The sequence below is a fragment of the Pontiella desulfatans genome, assembly GCF_900890425.1.
GTDB classification, from domain to species: domain Bacteria; phylum Verrucomicrobiota; class Kiritimatiellia; order Kiritimatiellales; family Pontiellaceae; genus Pontiella; species Pontiella desulfatans.
Map to the genome: position 1 here is coordinate 4,051,023 of NZ_CAAHFG010000001.1, position 23,060 is coordinate 4,074,082.

Consider the following 23,060-nt stretch of genomic DNA (forward strand, 5'->3'; position numbering starts at 1 on the left):
GTTCAAACCGCCTCGACTTGCGCCACGGAGGGGATTGGAGGCGGCGTGTTTTTCGCAGTAATCACCGGGCGGGTTCCCTCGGCCTCCATTTCTTCGAGAGAAAACTCGCCCTGGGCCGCCCGAAGCAGGGGTTCGACCCGCTTCCAGAACCGGTTCGCGGCGGATACCCGGTTGAACATGTGCAGGCGCTCCCGGTTGATGCCGGTTTGCAGCCAGCATTTGCAGGTGGGGCCCTTGAGCATATGGATGAACCAAATGACCAGGGTGGCACAAGACAAGCCGACCAGGAAGCCGGCTTTTTCAACTGAAAACATGAAACCCACCATGAACAGCAGCAGCACGGGCAAGAGCAACGCCCACAACAGATAAACCGGCGTGCGCATGATGACGATGGACTGGATGTCGGTGAAGTAGAACCGCTTGTATTCCTCGGCGCAGCCGAACTCCTTGACCACCATCAGATGATCCGGGGCCTTCCACATGCGGTGGTGGGCAACCACGGCCCCGGTCCGGCGCGAAAACGTTTCGTATGCCACCGACTTATCCATGGGTTAGGGTCCTGAACATGAACAGGGCGAACAGCACCGAGCCGGCGGAGGAGCCGATGGCGAGAAGAATCGCCACCACCATCCGGGCCCGGAACCCGGCCGCGAGCTCGGGCTTGCGTTTCCAATAGCGAATGGCGACATAGATGCCGGCCAGGGCAACGCCCATGGGAACCACCACCGTGAACCACATGGGCAGCATGATGACCACGGACGCCACGGAAAGCATCATGGCCAGCTTGTCGAAGCGCATTTGCTTCGGCTTCAGGGCATGCATGCCCTCGGATTTGCGACGGAGCCCCAGGCAGGATGCGCACAGGGTTTCCTCTCCAATCGGCAAAGAACACAACCCGCAAAGGAAGCGCCCGCAATCATCGCACACCTGCTCGGCCTTTTTGTCGGCATGGTGGAAACAAACCGCTTCGCTGAGCCGGGCCTCCAGCGCCTCGGCCGATTTCCCGATTGGCCGGTAGAGGGCCGGCAGCGCATGGATCGTCAGCTTGGTTTTGCATACATCGCAAGGGGCGGCCGCATCTCCATGGTTGTAGAGATGGGCCGCGAACGGGTGTCCGCACGTTGGGCATTTGATGCAGAACCGGTTCATCGGGCGCCTATTTATAGATTACCCGCGTGTTGCACATATGGTCGTGCAAGGCGCGTTTTTGGTCATCGAGGCCGGCCATGATGTAGCCGATGTAGAGAATCATGCCGCTGAGGATGTAGGCGAAGTAGCGCCCCGTGGCCCGGCCATACGACAACGGGCTGCCATCGGACATGACCACCTTGATGCCCAGCGCCTTCTTGCCCACGGTTGCGCCATACTTGCCGTGCATCAGGATCATGTAGAGCGCCGGAATCAGCAGCTGCAACAAATACATGACGGCAAACGCGACCCAGAACATGGCGCCGGGTTCACTTCCATCGGTCAGCAGCGGCATCATGATGCCCAGCACAAAACCAATCGGCAGGTTCGCGACATACATGATGATGCCATCGATGAACACCGCGCCGAAGCGGCGCCAGAAGCCGGCATATTGCATGACGGTTTCGCCGGAGATTTCCGCGTTTTCCTTGATCTGCTGGATAAAGTCCGGCTTGCAGCCGGCGCAAACCCGGGCGTTCTCGAAATCGATCAACTGGTCGGCGGCGAACTCCTTGCCGCAAATGGAACAGGTCGGCCCGGTTGAAACCGACGCCTGCGCAATACCAGCCGCCAGGGTGTCGGGCACCTTCCCGTAGGGCATCCAATCCGACATGGTCTCGTTCCAAACGAGCGTCTCATCGGAGACCTCCCCCCGTGCCACAAAGTCCGGAAAGTCGCGATCCGCAATCGGCCCCGCCTTGTCCCCATCCTTCACATAATACCAGTGCATCGAACTCCCCCTAGTTAACGAATTGACATTCCCACCTAAAACACATGAACTGCCCCGACAACTGACTGTATAAAGAAATGACAAACTACAAAACAAACGAAACACCGTCCAGAAAAGAGCTAGAAGATTTGGAAACCACCGGACTCGCCCCCTACGCCTCGAAAAGCGCGGACACCCTCGGCCGCAAGCACGCAGACCCCCCCCACCCGCTCCGCTCGTGCTTCGCGCGCGACCGCGACCGCATCTTCCACAGCCGCTGCTTCCGCCGGCTCGAATACAAAACCCAGGTGTTTGTGAACGGCACCGCCGACCACTTCCGCACGCGGCTGACCCACACCATGGAAATGTCCGCCGTGGGCCGCACGCTGGCGCGCATCCTCAACGCCAACGAAGACCTCACCGAAAGCATCTGCCTGGCGCACGACCTCGGCCACAGCCCGTTCGGCCACGAAGGTGAAAAGGTGCTCGACGACCTCATGAAGAACGAAGGCGGCTTCGACCACAACCTCCAGAGCCTGCGCAACATCGAAGTGGTGGAGTCGCCCTACCCCGGCTTCCGCGGGCTCAACCTGACCTGGGAGGTGCGAGCCGGATTGCTCAAGCACGAGGCGCATAGCGCAGGTGCCGCGCTCGACGGCCACCCGATCGGCCCGTTCCAATCCCTCGAAGCCCAGATTGCCGACCTGGCCGACGACATGACCTACCATGCGCACGATGTGGACGACGGACTCGAAGCCGGCATCGTTACCCTCGCGCAACTCGAAACCACCGAATTCTGGCAACGGGCCGCCGCCGAAACCAAGGCGCGCTACGCCAACCTTTCCGAATTCCAGTTCCTGCGCGCCACCATCCGCACCATGCTCGAATTGCAGGTGGTCGATGTGGTGAACCACGCAAACCGGGCGCTCGACGAATTCAACCCGCAATCCATGCGCGATGTCATGTCCGCTCCGCGGCGCATTGTCGACTTTGGCGCGGAGATGAAAAGCATCCTCGGCGAATTCAGCGCCTTCATGTTCGAGAACCTCTACTACCATCAAGGGGTGACCGAGGCCACCAAGCAATCCGTTGCCATGATGCGCAAGCTGTTCCTGCACTACATCGGACATCCCGCAACCATGGGGAACAAGGCCCAGGAGCGGATCGAAACCGAAGGCCTATGGCGCACGGTCTGCGACTATGTCGCCGGTTGCACCGACCGCTACGCCATCGAGGAATACCAGAAATACGGGCTGGGGGCATAGAAAAGGCCGGCTCCCGACGGAGAACCGGCCTCGTGCAACGCCCTTGCGGGCGGGTTATTTGGACATGTTGCAGGAGCGGGCGTAGATGCCGATGACGTCCTGCGTGCGGTTGATGATGATTTCCTCCACGTCGTTGGCAATGCTGCCCTCGCTCACCGCATTGTACTGGTTGGGCATGTATTGGCTGAGCAACGACAACGAGATCGGGGTTTCCTTCAAGTTGGCCACCAGCTTCGCAACCGCCGCCTGGATCCTTTCGTTGGGCCAGTAGTAGCGCGAACGGTCGGAAAAGCTATACTTGCGCTTATACGCCTGCGTGGCTTCGTCGCCCGGATAATATTTCTTCCAGTAGTTCGGCTGTTCAACCATCACCGCGTCGATCGTTTCGCGCAGTTTGGAGGTTTCAAGACCACGTGGCGCCAGCATTTCCTCTTCGATCATGGCCAGGGCAAAGAGCGCTTCGCGGTAGCCGAAGGTCAGCCACGGTCCGACCTTCAGGATGCAGAAGTGGTCTTCCACCAGCTTGGAAAGGCCGGTTTCGGACTGGTAGTCGGTGGAGTGCGCTTCGTAGACGAAACGATCCTGCTTCATGATTTCATCGCTGAGGCCCTTGGCGGCCTCGCGGTCGTAGTGGAACACCTGGTCGTCGCCAAACTCGACGCCCGGTTGAACCACAACGCCATAGACGCGCTGCCAGGCATCGGCCAGCCCTTCGGCCTCGAACGCCGCCTTGGTGACTTCGATGGTTTTGATGGCGTCGGCGGGTGTTGTTGGCGTGACGGTCTCTTCCTCTTCCTGGGCACCGCCGGGAATCGGAACCTCGGTGCCGATGATGTATACCGGCTTCGGCTGGCCCGCGCAAAACGCCGCGTGGGTTTCTTCGGCCACCTTGGCCATGGCGGCGGCGCGCGAAGCAACAATCTCGTCGGCCAGCGGTTGATGGCGGTCGCCGGCATCGTCGGCGCAGAACATGGAGGCGTCGAGGTGGATCTTCTGATAGCCGGCCTTCACGTATTCCGCAATCAGCTCCAGCGCCTTGGCCATGGCCGGCTCGGCGTTTTCGGACTGCCAGGCATTCGGACCGAGGTGGTCGCCGCCCAGCAGGATGTCGTCCTTGCTGTAGCCCACCTTATCGGCAATGCCATGGACATAGGCCACGAAGTCGGCCGGCTTCATGCCGGTATAGCCACCGAACTGGTCCACCTGGTTGGAGGTCGACTCGATCAGCAGGATGGAACCGTCTTGCTTCGCCTGAAGCATGGACGCTTCCAAAACGGTGGACTGGGCGGAACAGACGGAATAGATGCCCGTCCCCTTCCCGGCGCGGTTGTCGGCCAGGATTTGTACATATTTATCTACAGCGCTCATTATTACTCCTTCGGAGATTTAAGATTTGAAATGTCAGATTTGAGATCTTCTAAATCGCGAAGCGATTTAGAAGTTGATCATCACCTTCGCCCACAACTCTTCGTTGTTGTAGATGACATCGTAGGCATTCTGGATCTGCTCGACCGGGAAGGTGTGGGTCTGGAGGCCGTCAACCTTCACGAGACCGGCTTCCATCATCCAAGCGGCGGTCGTCCATTCGGCACCGGGGAACGGCGCGGAATAGTTCATCCACGAACCGACCACATTGAGTTCCTTGCGGGTGATCGCCTCGAACTGCGGGGCCGTGAAGGTGATCGGCGCATGCGACGTTCCCACCAGCAGGACGGAGCCGCGGCCGCGGGCGACCTGCATGGCGGAAATCTTGGCCGGACCGGCGCCGGAGGATTCGAATACGACATGCGCACCGTCTTCAAGTTCGCGCGCGCAAACGTCCTCGAGTGGCTCGGTGATCGGATTGCAGACGATGGTGGCGCCCATGGCCTTCGCCATTTCGAGCTTCCCTTCGGAAATATCCGAGGCAACGATTTCGCGGCATCCCATGGCCTTGAAAATCTGGATGGCCAGCAGACCGATGGTGCCGGCACCGGTTACGACGACATCCTTGCCGAGCAGGTTGTCGAGGCGCAGGATCGGGTGCAGGCAGACGGTGATCGGCTCGATGAATGCGGCCTGGTCGTAGGAAAGGTTGCCGATGGCGACGAGGTTCTTTGCAGGAACGCGCAGGAATTCACCGAACGCCCCCTGAACGCGGGAACCGATGAAGCTGTAGCCCTTGCAGAGCGAATAGTTGCCCTGGGCGCATTTGTCGCACTTCATGCACGGCATGAGCGGCGCGGCGGAGGCGCGGTCGCCCACCTTCCACCCTTCGACGCTTTCGCCGACGGCAACAATCTCGCCGGCAAATTCATGACCCAGCACGATTTCGTCCCAGCGCGGATTCTCTTCCTGGATGCGGACAATGTCCGACCCGCAAATCCCGCAGGATTTCACCGCGATGAGCACCTCATCGGCGGCGGGGGACGGTTTTTCCATCTCGATGACTTCGACGTTCTTGATGCCTTTTCGCAATGCAGCTCTCATAGAATTCTCCAAGGGTTAATTGCTCTTCTTATATAAAATATTTAGCCCGGATTACTGGATCGACGGGATGTTTTTGCAAAATCATTTAATGCAAAATGTTGGTCTCTCCGCGCGCATTGACAGTTCCTCATTTTGCACCAAATTATTTTGCTTCAATTTGCCGTTGCAAGAAATCCAGTTCATCCTGTTATCCCGTCAAATGACTTCGCCTACTTGCCGAACTTTCGGTCGATCGCGGCGAGGGCGTCGTATTCGCCCCTGATGTTTTCGTAGAGGTTGCGGAAGACTCCGTACATTTCGCCATAGTACCGGTGGTTTTCGGCGTTGGGTTCGAAGTGGGCGCGAACGGCAATCTTCCCGATGGCTTCCTCGAAGCTCTTGATGGCCCCCACGCCATAGGCGGCGGCAATGGCGATGCCGAGCGGCGGAAGATCGACGGCCCCCGGAATCTCGATCGGCTTGCCGATGACATCCGAGAAAATCTGCACCCAGGTGGCGGAGTTGGCACTGCCCCCGGTGATCTTGACGGTGCTGATTTCCACGCCCTCCTCCTCGGCAATGCCAAGCACATGGCGGGAGCCGTAGGTGGTTCCCTCAATTAATGCGCGCACCAGATCCTGCCGGTTGGTGGTCGGCTTGAGCCCCATGAGAACCCCGGAGGTGTTGTCGTTCCAGATCGGGCAACGCTGCCCCACCATGTAGGGCAGGAAGATGACGGAGCTTTTCGCGGTGACCGAAGAATCAATCAACTGGTCGAGATGCGCATAGCCCTCCTTCGATTCAAGAATCTCCTCGTTGAACCATTTGATGCCCGCGCCGCCAAAATCGACCCCCCCGGCCGTAATCCAGGTTCCGGGAACGATGTGCGGATAGACATGCAGGTTCTTGTTGTATTTCGGTTCGTCCAAACAAACGTTGTTGGTCGTAACGGTTCCGCCGGAGATAAACACCTCCCCCCCCTTGGAAACTCCTGCGCCAAGGCCGGCGGCGACGTTGTCCATGGAACCGGCGATGACCGGCGTGCCTTCAAGCAGGCCGGTCTTAGCGGCGGCCTCGGCGGTCACGTGGCCCACCACGTCGGTGCAGTTGTAGATGGGCGGAAGTTTTTCGCGGTCGATGCCGCACCCCTCGAGCAGCACATCGGAATATTCGCAGGTCTTGGTGTTGCAGAACTGGGAAAGGCCGGCTTCGGATTTATCCATGGAATATTCGCCGGTCAGCTTGTAGACCAGATAGCCATTGGCATGCAGGAACATGTGGGTCTTTTCGTAGACGTCCGGTTCGTTCTCCTTGATCCACATGATCTTCGGCGCCGGGTTGCCCGCATCGGAAACGTTGCCGTTGATCTCCCAGGTTTCTTCCTTGAGGTTTTCGGCAATCCAGTCGGCCTGCTTCGAGGCGCGTCGATCCATCCAGATCAACCCCGGGCGAAGCGGGTCGCCGTCCTTGTCGACCGGGAGCACGGTCGTCGAAAAGGCATCGATACCGACGGCAATGACCTTCGCTGGATCGACGGAACTGGCTTCGAGCATCTCCTTGGTGTTTTCCTTGAGCGCGCGCCACCACTGGTAGGCGGGTTGCTCCGCCCAGCCCTGGTGCGGATAGCTGGTATCGTACGCCTTGCGCGCCGTTGCCACCACATTGAAATCCGTATCGAACAGCACGGTCTTGCAGCTTGATGTTCCGACGTCCACACTAATGATATATTCGGCCATTTTTAAAACCTTTGGTTTTTTTAATACGTAACTCGTAATGCGTAATTATGCGCGGGAGACGGCGTTCTTGGCATCTCCTAGAAAAATGGATTCGACGGTGTGGGTCTCGCCGAGTCTGGTAAATTGGGTTTTCCAGATCTCGCCGTTCTTGGCGATTTCGCGGGGGTATTCGGGAAGGGTTTGTTCGAGGGTTGCCTTGATCATGCGCATGGTGACGGCGTGGGTAACGAACAGGATATGGCCGCCTTCGAAGTCTGCGAGGTCTGCGAAAAAGGGTTCCAGCCGCCGGGCGATCATTTCGTAGGATTCGCCGCCGCCTTCGGGCACCCACGTCCAGCGCCGGGTGCGGTCGTGCATGTAGTCCGGACGTTCGTCGAGCTCGGCGTAGGTCATCCCGGCAAAAACACCGAGTTCCTGCTCGGTGATCCGCTCATCCGTTTCGACCTCGAGCCCGAAGGCTTCCGCGATCGGTTGCGCCGTCTGCTGCGCACGGGTTAGCGGAGAGCAGACAATGCGGTCGAGCTTCCCGATGGCCGCAAACTCGGCCGCGATGGCCTGCGCGTCGGCCAAGCCCTTTTCAGTCAGCGGAAAGTCCTGCCGCGAGGCCAGGATATCCTTGAGGTTCGCTTCGCTCTGCGCGTGCCGGATAAAGTAGATGGTTTTCATGAAAATAATGCGTAACCCGTAATGCGTAACCATTGAAAATTACGCATTACGAATTACTCGTTAACGATTACCCAATCGGCGTTACACCCTTCTTGAGGATTATGTTGCCATATTTGGCGGTGGTTCCGGTGATCACGCAGGCATAGGCCTTTTCGGCGCGATCGTAGAACTCGAAGCGGCCGATGCGTTTAACGGCCGGCGCGTCGGGGGCATCCTTTTTGATGGCGGCCATGTAGTCGGCCTCCACCTGCGGATCGAGCTCGTCGCCTTCCACGGCGGCCATCATGATCAGCGGATCGTCATAGCTGTCGAGTTCGAAGATCGGGATGATGCCCTCGAGCAAGTCCGGAATCTGCAGGCCGTCGCCGCGCAGGACGTTCTTCGGGCAGAAGGTATGGCCCGGGAAGTGGGCGTCGGACAGAACGATTTCGTCGCCGTGTCCCATTTCGGACAGGATCTTCAACAGGTCGGGGCTAACGATGGGGTTGATTCCTTTAAGCATTGTTTTTCTCCTTGGTGGTTTAAACGGTTTCTTTCTTGTGGTGGATGCTGAAGGTGCGCCAGCCGTAGAGGGCGATCACGACGAAGCAGATCAAAGGCAGCGCGAACGACGCGCGCACGCTGGCGAGCTCCATGAACCCGAGGTCGATCGCCGGCAGGTCGATGATGCGCCCTTGCAGCGGCGTCATGATGCAGCCGCCGCCGATGGCGAGGATCAGCCCGGCGGAGCCGAGCTTGGCGTCGTCGCCGAGGCCGTCGAGCGCGATGCCGTAGATGGTCGGGAACATCAGCGACATGCAGGCGCTGACGCCGATCAGGCAGTAGAGCCCGGCGTAGCCTTCCACGAAGATCGTGCCGGTGGTCAGCAGGATCGCGCCGGAGGCGAGGATGGTGAGCAGCGCGCCGGAGCTGATGTAGTGCATCAGGAAGGTGCAGACGAAGCGGCTGGAGACGAAGATGACCATCGCGAGGATGTTGCAGTTCTGCGCGGTGGCCTTGGAGAGGCCGAGCTCCATCGAGCCGTATTGCACGATGAACGTCCAGCACATGATCTGCGCGCCGACGTAGAAGGTCTGCGCAACGACGCCTTCGATGTAGGTGGCGTTCTTGAAGAGGCGCTTGACGGTGCCGCCGACGTCCATGCCGCCCTGGTCGTCCTGGTGCTCGCCCTGGGTCTTGGCCGGAAGCTTCCAGGCGAAGAGCGCCACGACGAGGATCAGGAAGCCGCCCATCAGCGCATACGGCGTGGAGACGATGCCGAGGTCGGCCTTCTGGATGGTGGAGAGGCCGGTGCCGGCGGCGGCGAAATAGTCCTTGAGCCCGTCGGTCGGGATGCCTTCGAGCGCACCCTGGGCGGCGGCGAGCTCCTGGCGGACCTGGGCGACGAGGGCGGTGGCCTTGGCGGCGTCCACCGTGGCGGCGGGGCCGAACATGGCGGCGAGCCCGGCGGCGGGCGCAACGGCCTCGGCGAAGTGCTGGTCGATGTTTTCCCACTCGCCGGCCTGGGCCAGCAGCGGCTGCTCCCGGTTCAGCGCGAGCGTCAGCTCCAGCCCGCGGTCGCCGACGAATAGATCGTTGCGCTGGGCTTCGGCCGGGGTCGGCTGGGGCTTGCCCTTGATCTGCAGCACGACGGCCACGGCATCGGCGGCGGCCTTGAACTTGTTGCCCTTGGGCTGGGCGGCGAGGGCGGCGGCGACCTCGTCGGCCTGCGCGGCGTTGGCGTTGTCGAGCAGGAAGGTGCCGTCTTTCAACGACGCCGAGAGTTCCCCGGCCTTCTTGTAGAGCTTCTTGCTGTCCTGCCAGTCGGCGGTGGCGACCACCGCGGCCAGGGCGTCGGCGGTGCCGATCTGTCCGGCAAGTTCCTGCAGGTGGACGGGCGTGCCTTCCTTGGCCAGCGTCTCCATCTGGCGGCGGGCGGTCTCGCTGGTGCCGTCGAGGCTGGCGAGGATGAACATGCTGGCCACGAACATGCCGACGATCGAGCCCATCGGGTTGAACGCCTGGGCGAGGTTGAGCCGGCGCGTGGCGGTGGCTTCGTCGCCCATCGAAAGGATGTAGGGGTTGGCGGTGGTTTCCAGGAAGGAGAGGCCGCTGGTCATGATCAGGTAGGAGAGCAGGAACAGCGGGTACGACATCGCCAGGCCGCTGGGAATGAACATCAGGCAGGCGAACGAGTAGAGCGCCAGGCCGAGCACCACGCCCTTCTTATAGGAAAACTTCTTGATGAACAGCGCCGCCGGGATCGCCATGAGCGCATAGCCGCCGTAGAACGCCGCCTGCACCAGCGAGCTCTCGAAGTTGGAGAGCAGCAGGATGTTCTTGAACGCCGCCACCATCGGGTTCGTGATGTCGTTGGCGAACCCCCACAGCGGGAACAGGATCGTTACCAAAACAAACGTCAACAGCAGTTCCGGCGGAACCACCGGTGTTTTCTTCCCTGAATTATCCATCTCTTCTCCTTAGGTTTAAAAACAGACCTGCGATCAACGAGAGGAACCCGGCACCCCGCCGGGTTCCCTTTTTCCAACCGTTGGAACTAGTCGGCGATGATGTCGTCTTCGTCCCAAAGGTCTTCCCAGGTCTGTCCATCTTTCCATAGGAATACCTGACCCTTGATCAAGCGGCAATTCTTATCGATTGCGGCGAGTTCGGTCATTTCTTCGCTGGAGATGGCCATATAGTCCGGCAACGCGCATTTGAGGTTGGAGCGGTATTCCGGTTCGAAGACGGAGAACGGAATTGGAATCTGGCCCCGCTGGACTGCCCACTTGATGCAGACCACCGCCGGGTGCACACCGAGACGTTCCGCAATCTTCTTAACCACCGGATCTTCGATATCGACGGTGTCGGTTTCGGTTTTGTCGCGGTCGGGCCGGGTCGGGGAGCCAATCGGGCAGAAGCCGATGGGTTGGATCTCCTTGGACACGTAATAATCAAACAGCGCCTGCTGCTGGAAGTGCGGGTGCAGCTCCATTTCGGTGACGGCCGGCTTGATCTTGCAGTCGCGCAGCAGCAGCTCCATCTTGGCCTGGGTCATGTTGGAAGTGCCGATGGTCTTGACGAGGCCCATTTCGACGAGCTGTTCCATCTGCGCCCAGGTTTTCATGAAGTTTTCATGGATGTAGGGTTTGGCGTCGGGGCTGCGGGAATCCACCGAGCAGCCTTTGGCGTGGAAGTTCGGGAAGGGCCAATGGACGAGATAGAGGTCGAGGTAGTCGAGCTGCAGGTCTTCGAGCGATTGCTTGCAGGACTTGATCACTTCGCCTTCGCCGTGCATGTCGTTCCAGACCTTGGAGGTGATGTAGAGCTCTTCGCGCGGAACGCCGCCATCCTGGATGACTTTCAGGGCAACACCGATCTCCTTTTCGTTGCCATAGACCGAAGCGCAGTCGAATGCGCGCTGGCCGAATTCGGCCGCGCCGACCACCGCGTTGGCGATCTGGACGTTGGTGAAACGGTCGGAACCGAACGTGCCCATGCCAATGGCCGGCATGGCTTCGCCATTGTTCAGCTTTTTCTTCGGAACGATGTTCGGGTCAACGCCATCTTCCGCCATGACGAACGTGGTTTTCAATTCTTCTGACATGATGCTCTCCTTGGTTGGTTAACTTGTTTTCCAAAAACGGCGCGCGGCATCCCCTGCGCAGTCATGAAGTGCATAAGCTAGCGGCTCGTCCCCACTGCGCCAATGCACCAACTTGACCATATGATGGACATTTTTGACTTTACACGGCCCATCAAAAAAACCACGTTCCGAACACAACAACCCGCAACCGGTAAAATATGCTGAAAAACGAAGCCCCCTTCATTTCCACCCAGGTCACATCCGGGGAATACTACTATCTAAATTTGACCCCCGAGAAGAGTGCAAAGGAGGTCGTGGTTTGCGGTGGACGCGAGCAATGCTCGCCCAGCTACCGGATAGAACGGAACAGCTTTCGCTATTTCTCGATTGAGTTTGTCTCCTCCGGGCGCGGCAGGCTGACCATGAACGGTAAAACCTATCCCTTGCGCCCCGGCGCCATCTATTGCTACGGCCCGCGAACGAAACATGTCATTGAAACCGATCCGGAAAATCCGATGCTGAAACACTTCGTGGATTTTTCCGGAAGCGAGCTCGTTAAACTCATGAAGAGTACCGATTTCAGCAAAGGCGAGCCGCTGTTTGTTTCGCGCCCGTTCCGCATCCGAAGCATCTTTGAAAACCTGATCACCACCGGAAACACCGAAAGCCGGAACCGCGCCGCCCTATGCGCCCTGCTGCTGCGGCAGCTCATCCTGCAGGCCGACGACTATGCCATGGAACCTGCGGCCGCGTTCTCGCCCGCCTGGCAAACCTACCTGCGTTGCCGGCAATACATCGAACGCAACGTTCTTGAGCTGCCCAACATCGGAACCGCCGCCGCCGCGTGCTTTGTTGACCAGGCCTACCTCTCGCGCCTGTTCAAACGCTTTGCCGAGGAATCGCCGCTGCAATTGCTCACCCGTTTAAAAATGAGCAAGGCCGCCGATCTGCTGAGTGCCGGCGACCTGCTGATCAAGCAGGTCGGCGAAGAAGTCGGCTTTGCCGATCCCTACCACTTTTCGCGCGTCTTCAAACGCGTCTATGGCATCCCGCCCGAAACCTTCACGCAAACCGCCCGCCGCGAAGGGTAGAGAGGCAGGGCGCACGTCTTGCCCCGGAGAAACCCGGAGCGAAGCACAGCGCCACGGCAAAGTCCGGATCTGGCAAAGTCCGCACGACGGAAAACATCATACTTATGCAAGTAGGGTATTCCGGTTCCGCCTTCTATATATGAGCATTATGACATATCACACTTATGCAAGTATGATAATCGCCTGTCATCTAGCGCATGTTCAGAAATGATGCATCCGCTTCAATTCAGCGGCACCACCATCTGTCCCCTGCCCGCGAAGCACCCTTGCGGCACCACACCTGCGCCGCTAATCCTTCGTGCTGCCCCACCAGTCGGGGCTGGGTTTTTTGGACTTGTCGAGGAAGTTGGCGTGTTGCTTTTCCAGCTTGGGCATCCGGTCGTCACGCGCCTTGGCAATCTTTGCATCGAACGCTTTCTGCGAGAACCGCGGGTCGCGCGCGGGGAAGGTGGCGCCGGTTTCGGCCAGCCATTCGTTCAGCCGCTTGCCTAGCTCATCCACTTTTTCAGGATGCAGGGAGGAAATCTCGTGCTGCTCACCGATGTCCAGGGCAAGGTTATAGAGCTCGCTGCGTCCGTCTTCGTGGTAGTAGATGAGCTTCCAATCCTTGGATCGGATGATCGACGAGGGTTCACCCCCCTGGTTTCCATAGTGCGGGTAGTGCCAGAACAGGTCGCGCTCCTTGATGCCCCCGCCCTTGAGCACGGGCACCAGGCTAACGCCATCGACGTGCTGCTTCGGCATGGGATCGAGACCGGCGAGTTCGAGCATGGTGGGATAAAAGTCCATCCCAATGGCCGGCACCTGCGTGGATGAACCGGGTGGGGTCATGCCGGGAACATGGATGATGTAGGGCTCGCGGATGCCGCCTTCCCACTGGCGGCCCTTGCCGCCGCGGAATGGAAGCAGGCTGGTCGAATAGGCATCGCCGGAGGAAACGCCCCCGTTGTCGCCGGTGAAGATGACGACCGTGTTTTTGTCGAGCCCGGTTTCCCTGAGCTTGTCCATTACGATGCCGACGGCGGTATCGAGCGATTCCACCATGCCGGCGTAGATCGGGTTGTCCTGCACCTGGCGCACGGGCAGGCGTCGGTCGAATTTGAAGCGGGTGTCGTTGTCGGCCAGCCCCATCTCCTTGGCCTTGTCGCGGTATTTGGTGCAGAGTTCCTCGGTGGTTTGGATGGGGCCATGGACGGTATAGAACGAGAGGTAGGCCATGAAGGGCTTTCCCTTGCTCTGTTCGATGAACGAGGCGGTTTCCTCGGCCAGGCGCAGGGTCAGCAACTCGCCGTTGGGGCCGTCTTCCATGTTCGGGTTTTTATAGGGTGAAAAATAGCCCCCCTTGGGGGAACCGGCATCGAATCCGCCTATGTTGATCTGGAAGCCGTGGTCTTCCGGCCAAGACCCCTTGGAACCGAGGTGCCATTTTCCGGCAAAGAAGGTGGAATAGCCTGCGGCGCGCAGGGCTTCCGCGATGGTGGTGTCTTCGTGCGGTAGGTTGTGGACATATTCCACCGGCATGACCGGATCGTTGCGGTTCCATTTCATGCCATGGGCGGAACCGATCCATTGGGTAATGCCGTGGCGGGGCGTGGCCTTGCCGAGCAGGATGCTGGCGCGCGACGGGCTGCAAACCTGGCAGGCGGCATAGCCTTGGTCGAAACGCATGCCGGAGGCCGCCAACGCATCGATGTTGGGTGTTTCGTGGAAGGTGCTCCCCTCGTATCCGAGATCCCGGCACCCGAGATCATCGACCAGAAAGAATACAAAGTTCCGCTTTCCGGCAACCGCCGTTCCCAACGCGGCACATAGTGCCAACACCACCCAATGCTTCATGATCCTGCTCCCTTTACTTGCCGGCTCCGTCGGCAAAAAGCTCTTCCAGCCTCTGCTCCGCCATGCCATCCGCCGAAAAATCATCGGGACATGTATACGGGAACCAACAAGGGCCGCAAAGAGGATTTGCCGCCGACTTGTCAGGCCTTCTTTACGAATTCCGATTTCAACCGCATGGCGCCGAAGCCGGGGATTTTGCAGTCGATGTTGTGGTCGCCCTCGACCAAGCGGATGTTTTTGACCTTGGTGCCCACCTTCAAGTCGGAGAAAGCCCCCTTGACCTTCAGCCCTTTCACAACGGTAACCGCATCGCCATCCGCCAACAGGTTTCCATTCGCATCAAGAACGCGCAGTCCGTCCGGGCTTTCGGCCGGCTCGCCACCCGGCCCCCACTCATGCCCACAGTCCGGGCAAACCATCATTCCCTGGTCTTCATAGGCATATTCGGAACCACATTTCGGGCATTGTGGAAAATCACTCATCTTTCTTCTCCGTTCACTGGGCACAAAAAAAAGGCTGGAACCGAAGCTCCAGCCCTTGAAAATGGTGGGCGTTGACGGTCTCGAACCGCCGACCCCCTCGGTGTAAACGAGGTGCTCTAGCCAACTGAGCTAAACGCCCATTTTCCTGAAAGGAGCGCACATAGTACCCATTCCATTTTCCGAGTCAAGGGGCGATGCAAAAAAAACTGCAAAGTCGTTTCCGGCTCGCAATCCTACCGATTGCGAATGGATTGGTGGATGTTTGGATTGCTGGATGACTGCAACAGCTGCATCGAAAAAAACGCCATGTCACCTGGATGGTTTAACCCATCTACCTTCGCATCGCAGTTTCCTCCTGAATTCCAATATTCCTCCCATCCAATCATCCAAAACCGCGAGATTACGGTGCCTGTCGTATCCTGCCGGACAAACGATTCCATCTCAACGGGTGACATTTGCCTCCGAGCATTGTAAATTCCCGCCTTTTACTATGAATCGTTCAGGCGCCTAGCCTGCCTAACGGGAACTTAAATTTAAATACAAGGAAAGCAGACCATGCTCGCACTGCTCATATCGGTGGCGTTTTCTGTCACATGCATTATCGCCTGCATCACCACAAATGTAAGCACGGGGGGGACGATTGCCGCAGGCATTGCCGGCTTCTTCGCCCCGCATTTCATCATTGGCTATTTTGTCCGGAAAAGGACGGAGGCGGTGAAGAAGGAGCTCGAGGAACTTGTCCTGGATGGACAAAAGCGAATCAACCGCAAAGTCCAGCAATTCCAAAGCAAGCCCGGAGGCAACATCAAACTCATCCAGCGCCAGATCGAGAGCGACCAGAAAGAGATTTCGAAGAAATCCCTCGAATTCATCGACCGATTCGAGACCTTCAAGAAGTGGAACCTGCTCATGGACCGGCAAATCGCCACCATGCGCCTGCAGTTCCTCTACCAACTCAAGGAGTTTGACGAAGTCGACAAACTCATTGCTTCGGGGGGACTGTTCACCGGCCCCCTGATGATGGAGCCTATGCAGGTGGCCATGAAAATGGCGCGGCAGTTTAAAAACGAGGATAGCGAAGGCGTGGAGAAAACCTTCAATCGCCGCCTGAAATGGTTCCGGGGAAGCCGGGCCACGCTGCTTTATGGCGTCATGACCTGGGTCTATATGAAAGAAGGCAAAACGGAAGAGGCCCGGCAACTGCTGAACAAGGCGATGGAAAGCACCGGGAACGAAGCCTTTGCCCGGAACTGGGAACAGCTTTCGAACCATAACGTGAAAAAGTTTTCCAACGCCGGGCTAGGCGAAGAGTGGTTCGCCCTCTACCTGGAAAATCCGCCCATGCCCAAACAGCAACGCATGCGCGGAAATGCCCAGGGACGCAGGTTCTAAGCTCCCCCAACAACAGGGAAAACTGGCGCACCCGGCAGGATTCGAACCTGCAACCCTCTGATTCGAAGTCAGATGCGCTATCCAATTGCGCCACGGGTGCTGTGGTGTAAATGCCTATAGAAATAGAGGTTTTCCAGGAACCGAACAAGCGGATTCGGACGGCCATGCGTTCGCGGGAACTTTTTTGCAATCTGGGGTTGGACGCCCGTGATTGTTCCTCTATATTCCCCGCTTTCCCAAACCAACAAAGGAAAAGGATTTATGAAGAAACTGGTTATTGGATTGCCGAAGGGCAGCTTGCAGGAATCGACGTACGCCCTGTTCAAGAAGGCTGGATTCAGCATCAAGGGCGGATCGCGCTCCTATTTTCCGTCGATCGACGACGACGAGATTGAAATCCGCATTCTGCGGGCTCAGGAAATGAGCCGCTATGTTGAGCATGGTATGCTCGACGCCGGAATTGCCGGCCTCGACTGGGTTGAAGCCAACGGTTCCGACGTGGTCAACCTCTGCGACATGGTCTACTCCAAGCAGAGCAAGAGCCCCATCCGCTGGGTTCTGGCCGTTCCGAACGATTCCGAAATCGCTTCCGTAAAAGACCTTGAAGGTAAAAAAATTGCCACCGAAGGCGTTGGCATCGTCGAACGCTGGCTCGAAAAGAACGGCGTGAAGGCCGAAGTCGAGTTTTCCTGGGGCGCAACAGAAGTAAAGGTCCCGGATTTCGTCGACGCGATCGTCGACATCACCGAAACCGGTAGCTCCCTGCGCGCCAACAACCTGAAGATTGTTGAAACGCTGATGGAATCCTACACCCAGTTTTTCTGCTCCAAGGACGCTTGGGCGGATGAGTGGAAGCAGCAGAAACTCAAAAAGATTGCCCTGCTGCTGAAGGCTGCACTGGATGCCGACGACAAGGTCTTGCTGAAGCTGAATGTGAACGAAAAAAACCTCGAGACCGTTAAAGCATTGCTGCCTGCCCTGCATTCCCCGACGGTCAACTCGCTCACCGACGAAGGTTGGTATGCGATCGAAACCGTGGTTGACGAGTCGGTTGTACGCGAAATCATCCCGGACCTCAAGGGTGCGGGCGCTGAAGGAATTATTGAAATTAGCTTGAATAAAGTAGTGGCATAACTATTGTACTTGCCCTTTTAAGACACAATCAGGAGAAAACATGGGTACCATCAAAAAATGGCGTAAGACCAAAATGTCGAACCACAAACGTCGCAAGCGTCGTCGCGCGGATCGTCACAAAAAGAAATAGGCACTGATTGCCTGATCCATTTCAAGGCTGGGTTTCCACCCGGCCTTGCTTTGTTTTTCAATCCTTGGAAATCCGTAGAGGATGCGATTTCCAAGGATTGTTTTTTTTTGCATCGTGCGCATTGCGCAACCACGGCTATGCGAGTCGCGACCCTGCAGCAAGGGGGGATCCATTCAGGAAAGCGGCCGACGGCATTCGCTTCTTCCCGAGAGGCTGAACCTCGATAATGCGCAGCCCTCCCTCGCCCGTCGCCACAAGCAGCTGATCGTCCAGCAATTCGCCGGGATCGCCCCGCCCATCTTCAAGCTCGGCCTTCCAAACCTTGAGGGCCTCCCCGTTCGGTAGCTTGCAGAAACTCCCCGGCCACGGATCGAATGCACGGATGCGGTTCCGGATGGCTTCCGCAGACTGCGCCCAATCGATCGCCCCGTCTTCCTTGGCAAGCTTGCGGATCTCCACCGCCTGCGCTTCATCCTGAACCGTCCGGGCGACCGTATCGTTGCGGATATCATCGATGGCCTCGAGCAACAATTCCGAACCAAGCAAGGAAAGCTTGTCGTGCAGGGTAGCGGAGGTTTCGTTGACCCCGAGCGGAAAGGTTTCCTGGCGAAGAATATCTCCGGCATCCATTTTTTTTGCGAGATAGATGATGCTGACGCCCGTTTGCGCGTCGCCGTTCAGAATCGCCCACTGAATAGGTGCCGCCCCCCTGTATTTCGGCAATAGCGATGGATGAACGTTGATTGCTTCATACCGGGCTAGTTCGATCACCCGTTGCGGAATGTATTGGCCGTAGGCAACCACCACCAGGAGATCGGGTTCCAGCGCGGCCAAGGCGGCCACGGCATCGGGATCGCCGATCTTTTCGGGAACCATGACGTTCAGCCCCTCCTGCTCGGCAAAGGCCTTGAGCGGAGACGGCGTTGGCATGCGCTTGCGCCCGGCCGGCCGGTCGGGCTGCGAGACCACCCCCACAACATCGTCCATCCCTCCCTGCAAAATGGCGCGCAGGGAAGGCACGGCCAGCTCGGCCGACCCCATGAATACGATACGCATGCGAATCGCCTCCGTGTTCTTTATTCCGCAGCCGGCGTAGCCGCGCTCTGACCCGACCAGCGATCGCGGTCGCTCAGGAATATCTGGTCTTGCCGGTTGAGCGCAACCCCTTCCTTGAGCGGGAAGTCAGGCGGGGGTCGACCGCTCATGACAGGCAGCCAGCTCTTTTCCGGACCATCGAGCAGTTGCTTCACGAACGGCTTGTTCTTCGTGATGGTCGTGAAGTACATGCCGCTGATGTATTGCTTATAGTCGTTGATTTCGTAGAATTGATCGAGATCCTTGGGAAGCAGGATGGAGACGCGGTTGCCGTACCACGCGGTTGCCCAGGGCATGTCGGTGCACATGACTTCGCGTTCATTAAGCATTTCACCAACGCGGGCAATGATCGGTGCGTGGTATGGCGGATAGGGGTGGTTTTCGTGCGGAGGCATGAGCGTGAGGCCGAACGGAATGATTGCCAACACAACGATAAGGCATTTCAAGCCAAGGTTGTAGATGCGCACCCCGAGGTCGAGACGATCAATGAGGATGTAGAAGAAGGCCAACCCGTACAGAATGATGAAAGGCCAGAACGCATGGATCATATGGATGGAGGACTCCGAAAAGAAACCGGCCAGTACCACCATGAGCAAGAGCGATATCCCCAGGCCCCACCTCAAATAATTCACCTGGGGCCGGACGAAGTGATAGAAGAACGTCACAATGAACATGGCCATCAGGATGCCGCCGCCGAGGGCCGGGATGACGGAATCGTGTTTCCCTGAATAGTTCAGGATCCACTTTTGCTTCAACGCAGTAACCATGCTGCTGGGAGCAATGTCGGGATGGTATTCGCGATCGAGGCTGTTATCCGGAAAGCGCGGGGAATCGGCCAATGCCGTATAGCCCACCATCCCGGCGGGATTTCCACTTACTTTGACATTCCGTACCAGCCAAGGCGTGATCAACATGGTGTAGAGCAAGAGGAAAACCACGACGAAGCGGGTTCCTCCGCGGAAGCGCCCGCACATCAGCCAAGCAAAAAGGCACAGCCCCGGCACCGCAGCCAATGCAATATATCGCGTCAGAAAAGCAATCGCGGCACAGAAGATCGATACGATGAACGGGGTAATCCAGTACAGCTTGGGATCGCCGTCACGCTTGTTCAACATCGAGACCACCAAGGCATGAAAGGAGGCCGCAATGAAGAAGATGGCCATGGATAGGTTCAATCCCGAAATCGAGTCCTGCCAGACCAGATCGCTCAAATAATAAATCGTCATGCCCATAAAACCGATTTCACGCGAAAACAGGCGCTTGCCCAGGGAAAACACGATCCAGCCTGTGAGAATGGCAAACAAATGGTTCAAGGGCAGAATCACCCAGCGCTCGGCATCCATGGCCACACCGCGTCCGCCTTCCGGCATGGCGAAGGGATCCACCCCGATGAAATCGAACATTTTGAAGCCCACAGCCAACAATGCGGGATACGCCGGGGCATGGTACATATCGGGATGCCCGGCAATCAGGGGATTTTCACCCGCGGTCCGCTGCTGCACCTTCCACATGGTCAACGGTCTTACCGCCTTGGTAACCATGCCACCCTGGATCGACATATTGCGCCCAAGCTGAGCATAGTCCATGGCCTCCTCCGTCTTCAACCCACGGAACTGCGTGGCCGTATAGACCATCACAATCACAAGCAGGAGAAGAACATAGAGGGTCACCCGGATGATTTTCAGGCCGGTGCCCGTATCGATACTGTAAACGATATCGTGAAGTGTCGACTCAAACGACCTATTATCCGCCATTGGTGCTCCAGAAATTGGTGATTCTTCTTTTCAAAACGAACGGACTAGTATTCATGAAAATGACCGGAATACAAGTTCCGGCCATTGGAAAAACCCTTAGGAAAAACCTGAACTATTTTCATCCCATTTCGAGCACTTCCGGCTGCATTTCCGGCGGTGTCCATAATTCGATCCGATAGGGCCTGATGACCACCACTCCATAGTTGGGATCATCCGCGCCGTTGAAAATGGACTCCAGCGAAGGGTTCCAGAATGCATCCTTCGTGGCGGCATCTGTCACAATCTCCGCTTTACCCTGAACCTGGAAATAGGGTCTCATATCCAACGGGCTCAGCACACCGCAGGTCAAATGGACTTCCGGATTCTGCCTAATCTGCTCCGCCTTCCGAGCTCCCAGATGAGTGGCGCAACGCAAAACGAGTTCTTCGTCGCCCCCGATCATCACGTAGCGCGTCCACGGGAGACCATCGGTCGTGATGCTCGCTAGACTAGCCAGCTGCAGGGGCCTTAGGCCTTTGGTAATCCTGCTCTTCAGCTCACTCATTTCGCTCTCCTTGGTTATGATTTGAAAAATGCTCATATGCCTTCGACTCCACGACCTCCCCATCCAACCGCAAGACCCCACCCTCTTCGGTGATCTTCCCAATCAGTGGCAACCCTGAGCCAAAGCGATCCTTCCACTGGGCCTGCAACGATCCAGGATCAGAGGTCGTCAACAACAACTCAAAATCCTCACCATCGTAAAGTGCTGCATTCAGTCCATCTACCACAGGGATTGCCTCCGCATCCAAGTCTGCGCCGACCTTGCTTTGGGCAAGGATATGGCGAAGATCGGTCGCCAACCCATCGCTGACATCCATCATGGCGTTCACCAGCCCGGTCTCGCGCAGGAAAATGCCCTCCTCCACCCGCGGAATAAAATCCAGATGCTTTCCGGCCGAACTTCCGCCGAGGACACCGGTAACGCAAACTGAATCGCCGGCTTTGGCCCCGGAACGCAACAACGCACTACCCGATGGCAAAAGACCCGTTCCGAAAAGATGGAGTTCAAGCTGGGCTCCCTTGGACAGGTCGCCACCAATAATGGTTGCGCCGAACCGGCTGCAAAGTGCACTCATACCAACATAGATGCCCTCAAGATACTCCATTTCTGTGCCGGGGGCTGCGACCACATTAACCAACAACCACTGCGGCCGGGCCCCCATGGCCGCAATGTCGCTCAGCACACGCCCAACCGCTTTATTGCCAATGCGCTCTGGGATTTCCCCATGCAGGAAATGCACCCCCTCAACAACAGGATCGGTCGTAAACACCTGGTCCATTCCGACTCCGGGCATGCAACAAACCGCACAATCATCCCCCGCACCAACCAGCAATCCGGCATCATCTCCAAGCATGGAAACCAAACGACGAATAACCTCATGTTCTCCCATTGCCCCAATCGCAGTCATTCACAAAGAGTAGCCAAATAGATCTCGCACACAATCTTTTTGATGAAATCATATAAGGTGACAGGCACATAATTTATTGACAAGGCAATGACTGGGTGCTCTTATTTTTCGTGATGAGAAAACCTCGCATATTGGGAGAACGACAGATCAACCATTATCACGTGATGTCTCGTGTTGTTAATGGAGACTTTGTCTTCGGCGACAAAGAAAAGGAATTCTTCAGATACAGCATGCGCAAACTCGAGCATTTCATGGGCATTAGGATCTTGACCTATTGCATCATGTCGAACCACTTCCACCTTCTGGTGGAGATCCCCCATGCGGAACACATTGATGACGATGAGCTGAAAAACCGGATCATGCAGTTCTACCCACCTCGCCGGGCGCTTGAAATTTTGGCGGAGTTCAATGAAGCCAGAGCCTATTCGGAACAAACCGGAAATCAGGCATGGCTAAACAAACTGCGGAACCAATACTTATCCCGAATGGGAAACCTATCGGCTTTCAGCAAGGAGCTGAAGGAACGCTTCACAAAGTGGTACAACCGGCGCAATGCCCGTCGAGGCACGCTTTGGGAAGAGCGGTTCAAGAGCGTCCTGGTGGAAAGCTCGGAGTCCACCCTACTTACGATGGCCGCATACATCGACCTTAATCCGGTACGGGCCGGTTTGGTTGATGATCCGCGCGACTACCGCTATTGTGGTTATGCAGAATCGGTTGCGGGAAACAATGAAGGCCGTGCCGGTTTGATGAAACTGCTCGATATGCACGGGCAAGGGCTCTCGTGGCGCACGGCTGGTTCAAGCTATCGGAAATTGCTGTTTATGCGCGGAGAGGAATCGGAATCAAAGCCAGGATTCAACAAAGCTAAGGTTCAGCAGGTGATTGAAGAAGGAGGGGAGCTATGCCTCCAGGAAGTACTTCGATGTAGAATCCGATACTTTTCCGATGGAGTGGCCGTTGGGAGCCGCTTGTTTGTTGAAGACGTTTTCGAAAGGCATCGCGATCTATTCGGGGAACGTCGGAAAACCGGGGCACGGAAACTCCCCGGAAACTGCTGGCAAGGACTGTGCAGCCTCCGGAACCTTCGGCTCAATGCCATAACCGCTCCGGGCTGA

The 23,060-nt window shown here is 57.5% G+C and carries 20 protein-coding genes, 2 tRNA genes and 1 pseudogene; 5 read left to right on the forward strand and 18 right to left on the reverse strand.

Annotated elements, in window-relative coordinates:
• Positions 1-2 precede the first annotated feature (2 nt).
• Genes E9954_RS14275 through E9954_RS14285 form a run of 3 tightly spaced genes read right to left on the reverse strand, consistent with a single transcriptional unit; the run spans position 3 to position 1,918 of the window.
• On the reverse strand, positions 3-548 hold the full coding sequence (locus E9954_RS14275; RefSeq protein ID WP_136079824.1) for a hypothetical protein: 546 nt from the start codon (positions 546-548) through the stop codon (positions 3-5).
• Positions 541-1,149, reverse strand: coding sequence for a hypothetical protein (locus E9954_RS14280; RefSeq protein ID WP_136079825.1), 609 nt, complete (start codon positions 1,147-1,149; stop codon positions 541-543). The genes E9954_RS14275 and E9954_RS14280 overlap by 8 nt, the downstream gene beginning before the upstream one ends.
• 7 nt (positions 1,150-1,156) lie before the next feature.
• The gene (locus tag E9954_RS14285) at positions 1,157-1,918 is read right to left on the reverse strand and encodes an RDD family protein (RefSeq protein ID WP_136079826.1); all 762 of its coding nucleotides are present in this window, start codon (positions 1,916-1,918) and stop codon (positions 1,157-1,159) included.
• A 77-nt stretch (positions 1,919-1,995) separates the two neighbouring features.
• Here E9954_RS14285 and E9954_RS14290 point away from each other — a divergent pair, with 77 nt between their 5' ends.
• Positions 1,996-3,162, forward strand: coding sequence for a deoxyguanosinetriphosphate triphosphohydrolase (locus E9954_RS14290; RefSeq protein WP_136079827.1), 1,167 nt, complete (start codon positions 1,996-1,998; stop codon positions 3,160-3,162).
• Between the two features lie 54 nt (positions 3,163-3,216).
• On the opposite strand, the gene E9954_RS14295 is transcribed toward E9954_RS14290, so the two are convergent.
• The 7 genes and pseudogenes from E9954_RS14295 to E9954_RS14325 form a co-directional block, all read right to left on the reverse strand.
• Positions 3,217-4,530 carry a D-tagatose-bisphosphate aldolase, class II, non-catalytic subunit gene (locus E9954_RS14295; RefSeq protein ID WP_136079828.1) on the reverse strand — a complete coding sequence of 438 codons (1,314 nt, stop codon included), beginning with the start codon at positions 4,528-4,530 and terminating at the stop codon, positions 3,217-3,219.
• Between the two features lie 66 nt (positions 4,531-4,596).
• Positions 4,597-5,631, reverse strand: a complete 1,035-nt coding sequence (locus E9954_RS14300; RefSeq protein ID WP_136079829.1) for a galactitol-1-phosphate 5-dehydrogenase — start codon at positions 5,629-5,631, stop codon at positions 4,597-4,599.
• A 209-nt stretch (positions 5,632-5,840) separates the two neighbouring features.
• A complete protein-coding gene (locus E9954_RS14305) occupies positions 5,841-7,346 on the reverse strand; it encodes a xylulokinase (RefSeq protein ID WP_136079830.1) in 1,506 nt (501 codons plus the stop codon).
• Between the two features lie 45 nt (positions 7,347-7,391).
• Positions 7,392-8,012: a histidine phosphatase family protein gene (locus E9954_RS14310; RefSeq protein WP_136079831.1), complete on the reverse strand. Its 621-nt coding sequence runs from the start codon at positions 8,010-8,012 to the stop codon at positions 7,392-7,394.
• A 67-nt stretch (positions 8,013-8,079) separates the two neighbouring features.
• Positions 8,080-8,514 (reverse strand): L-fucose mutarotase, encoded by a 435-nt coding sequence (gene fucU, locus E9954_RS14315; protein ID WP_136079832.1) that lies wholly within the window; start codon positions 8,512-8,514, stop codon positions 8,080-8,082.
• Positions 8,515-9,946: 1,432 nt separating this feature from the next.
• Positions 9,947-10,462, reverse strand: a pseudogene (locus E9954_RS33675) (MFS transporter); the annotation flags it as partial.
• A gap of 86 nt (positions 10,463-10,548) precedes the next feature.
• Positions 10,549-11,568, reverse strand: a complete 1,020-nt coding sequence (locus tag E9954_RS14325) for an aldo/keto reductase (protein WP_136080245.1) — start codon at positions 11,566-11,568, stop codon at positions 10,549-10,551.
• A gap of 227 nt (positions 11,569-11,795) precedes the next feature.
• Between E9954_RS14325 and E9954_RS14330 the strand changes: the two genes are divergently transcribed.
• A complete protein-coding gene (locus E9954_RS14330) occupies positions 11,796-12,668 on the forward strand; it encodes an AraC family transcriptional regulator (protein ID WP_136079833.1) in 873 nt (290 codons plus the stop codon).
• A 288-nt stretch (positions 12,669-12,956) separates the two neighbouring features.
• Here E9954_RS14330 and E9954_RS14335 read toward each other — a convergent pair whose 3' ends face one another.
• The 3 genes from E9954_RS14335 to E9954_RS14345 form a co-directional block, all read right to left on the reverse strand.
• Positions 12,957-14,504, reverse strand: a complete 1,548-nt coding sequence (locus E9954_RS14335; RefSeq protein WP_136079834.1) for a sulfatase — start codon at positions 14,502-14,504, stop codon at positions 12,957-12,959.
• Between the two features lie 140 nt (positions 14,505-14,644).
• Positions 14,645-14,986, reverse strand: a complete 342-nt coding sequence (locus E9954_RS14340; RefSeq protein WP_136079835.1) for a zinc ribbon domain-containing protein YjdM — start codon at positions 14,984-14,986, stop codon at positions 14,645-14,647.
• A 62-nt stretch (positions 14,987-15,048) separates the two neighbouring features.
• Positions 15,049-15,125: transfer RNA gene (locus E9954_RS14345), tRNA-Val, on the reverse strand.
• Between the two features lie 416 nt (positions 15,126-15,541).
• On the opposite strand from E9954_RS14345, the gene E9954_RS14350 reads away from it, so the two are divergent.
• Complete coding sequence (locus E9954_RS14350; protein ID WP_136079836.1) at positions 15,542-16,378, forward strand: hypothetical protein; 837 nt, start codon at positions 15,542-15,544, stop codon at positions 16,376-16,378.
• A gap of 23 nt (positions 16,379-16,401) precedes the next feature.
• On the opposite strand, the gene E9954_RS14355 is transcribed toward E9954_RS14350, so the two are convergent.
• Positions 16,402-16,478, reverse strand: a tRNA-Arg gene (locus tag E9954_RS14355).
• A 161-nt stretch (positions 16,479-16,639) separates the two neighbouring features.
• On the opposite strand from E9954_RS14355, the gene hisG reads away from it, so the two are divergent.
• Complete coding sequence (hisG, locus tag E9954_RS14360; RefSeq protein ID WP_136079837.1) at positions 16,640-17,512, forward strand: ATP phosphoribosyltransferase; 873 nt, start codon at positions 16,640-16,642, stop codon at positions 17,510-17,512.
• A gap of 265 nt (positions 17,513-17,777) precedes the next feature.
• On the opposite strand, the gene fmt is transcribed toward hisG, so the two are convergent.
• From fmt to E9954_RS14385, 4 genes are all read right to left on the reverse strand, one after another.
• A complete protein-coding gene (gene fmt / locus E9954_RS14370) occupies positions 17,778-18,698 on the reverse strand; it encodes a methionyl-tRNA formyltransferase (RefSeq protein ID WP_136079838.1) in 921 nt (306 codons plus the stop codon).
• Between the two features lie 20 nt (positions 18,699-18,718).
• Positions 18,719-20,491, reverse strand: coding sequence for an ArnT family glycosyltransferase (locus E9954_RS14375; RefSeq protein ID WP_136079839.1), 1,773 nt, complete (start codon positions 20,489-20,491; stop codon positions 18,719-18,721).
• 118 nt (positions 20,492-20,609) lie between these two features.
• Positions 20,610-21,035 carry a pyridoxamine 5'-phosphate oxidase family protein gene (locus E9954_RS14380; protein ID WP_168442264.1) on the reverse strand — a complete coding sequence of 142 codons (426 nt, stop codon included), beginning with the start codon at positions 21,033-21,035 and terminating at the stop codon, positions 20,610-20,612.
• A complete protein-coding gene (locus E9954_RS14385; protein ID WP_136079841.1) occupies positions 21,028-21,942 on the reverse strand; it encodes an AIR synthase related protein in 915 nt (304 codons plus the stop codon). Before E9954_RS14385 ends, E9954_RS14380 begins: the two co-directional genes overlap by 8 nt.
• 164 nt (positions 21,943-22,106) lie before the next feature.
• Between E9954_RS14385 and E9954_RS14390 the strand changes: the two genes are divergently transcribed.
• The gene (locus E9954_RS14390; RefSeq protein WP_168442266.1) at positions 22,107-23,060 is read left to right on the forward strand and encodes a transposase; all 954 of its coding nucleotides are present in this window, start codon (positions 22,107-22,109) and stop codon (positions 23,058-23,060) included.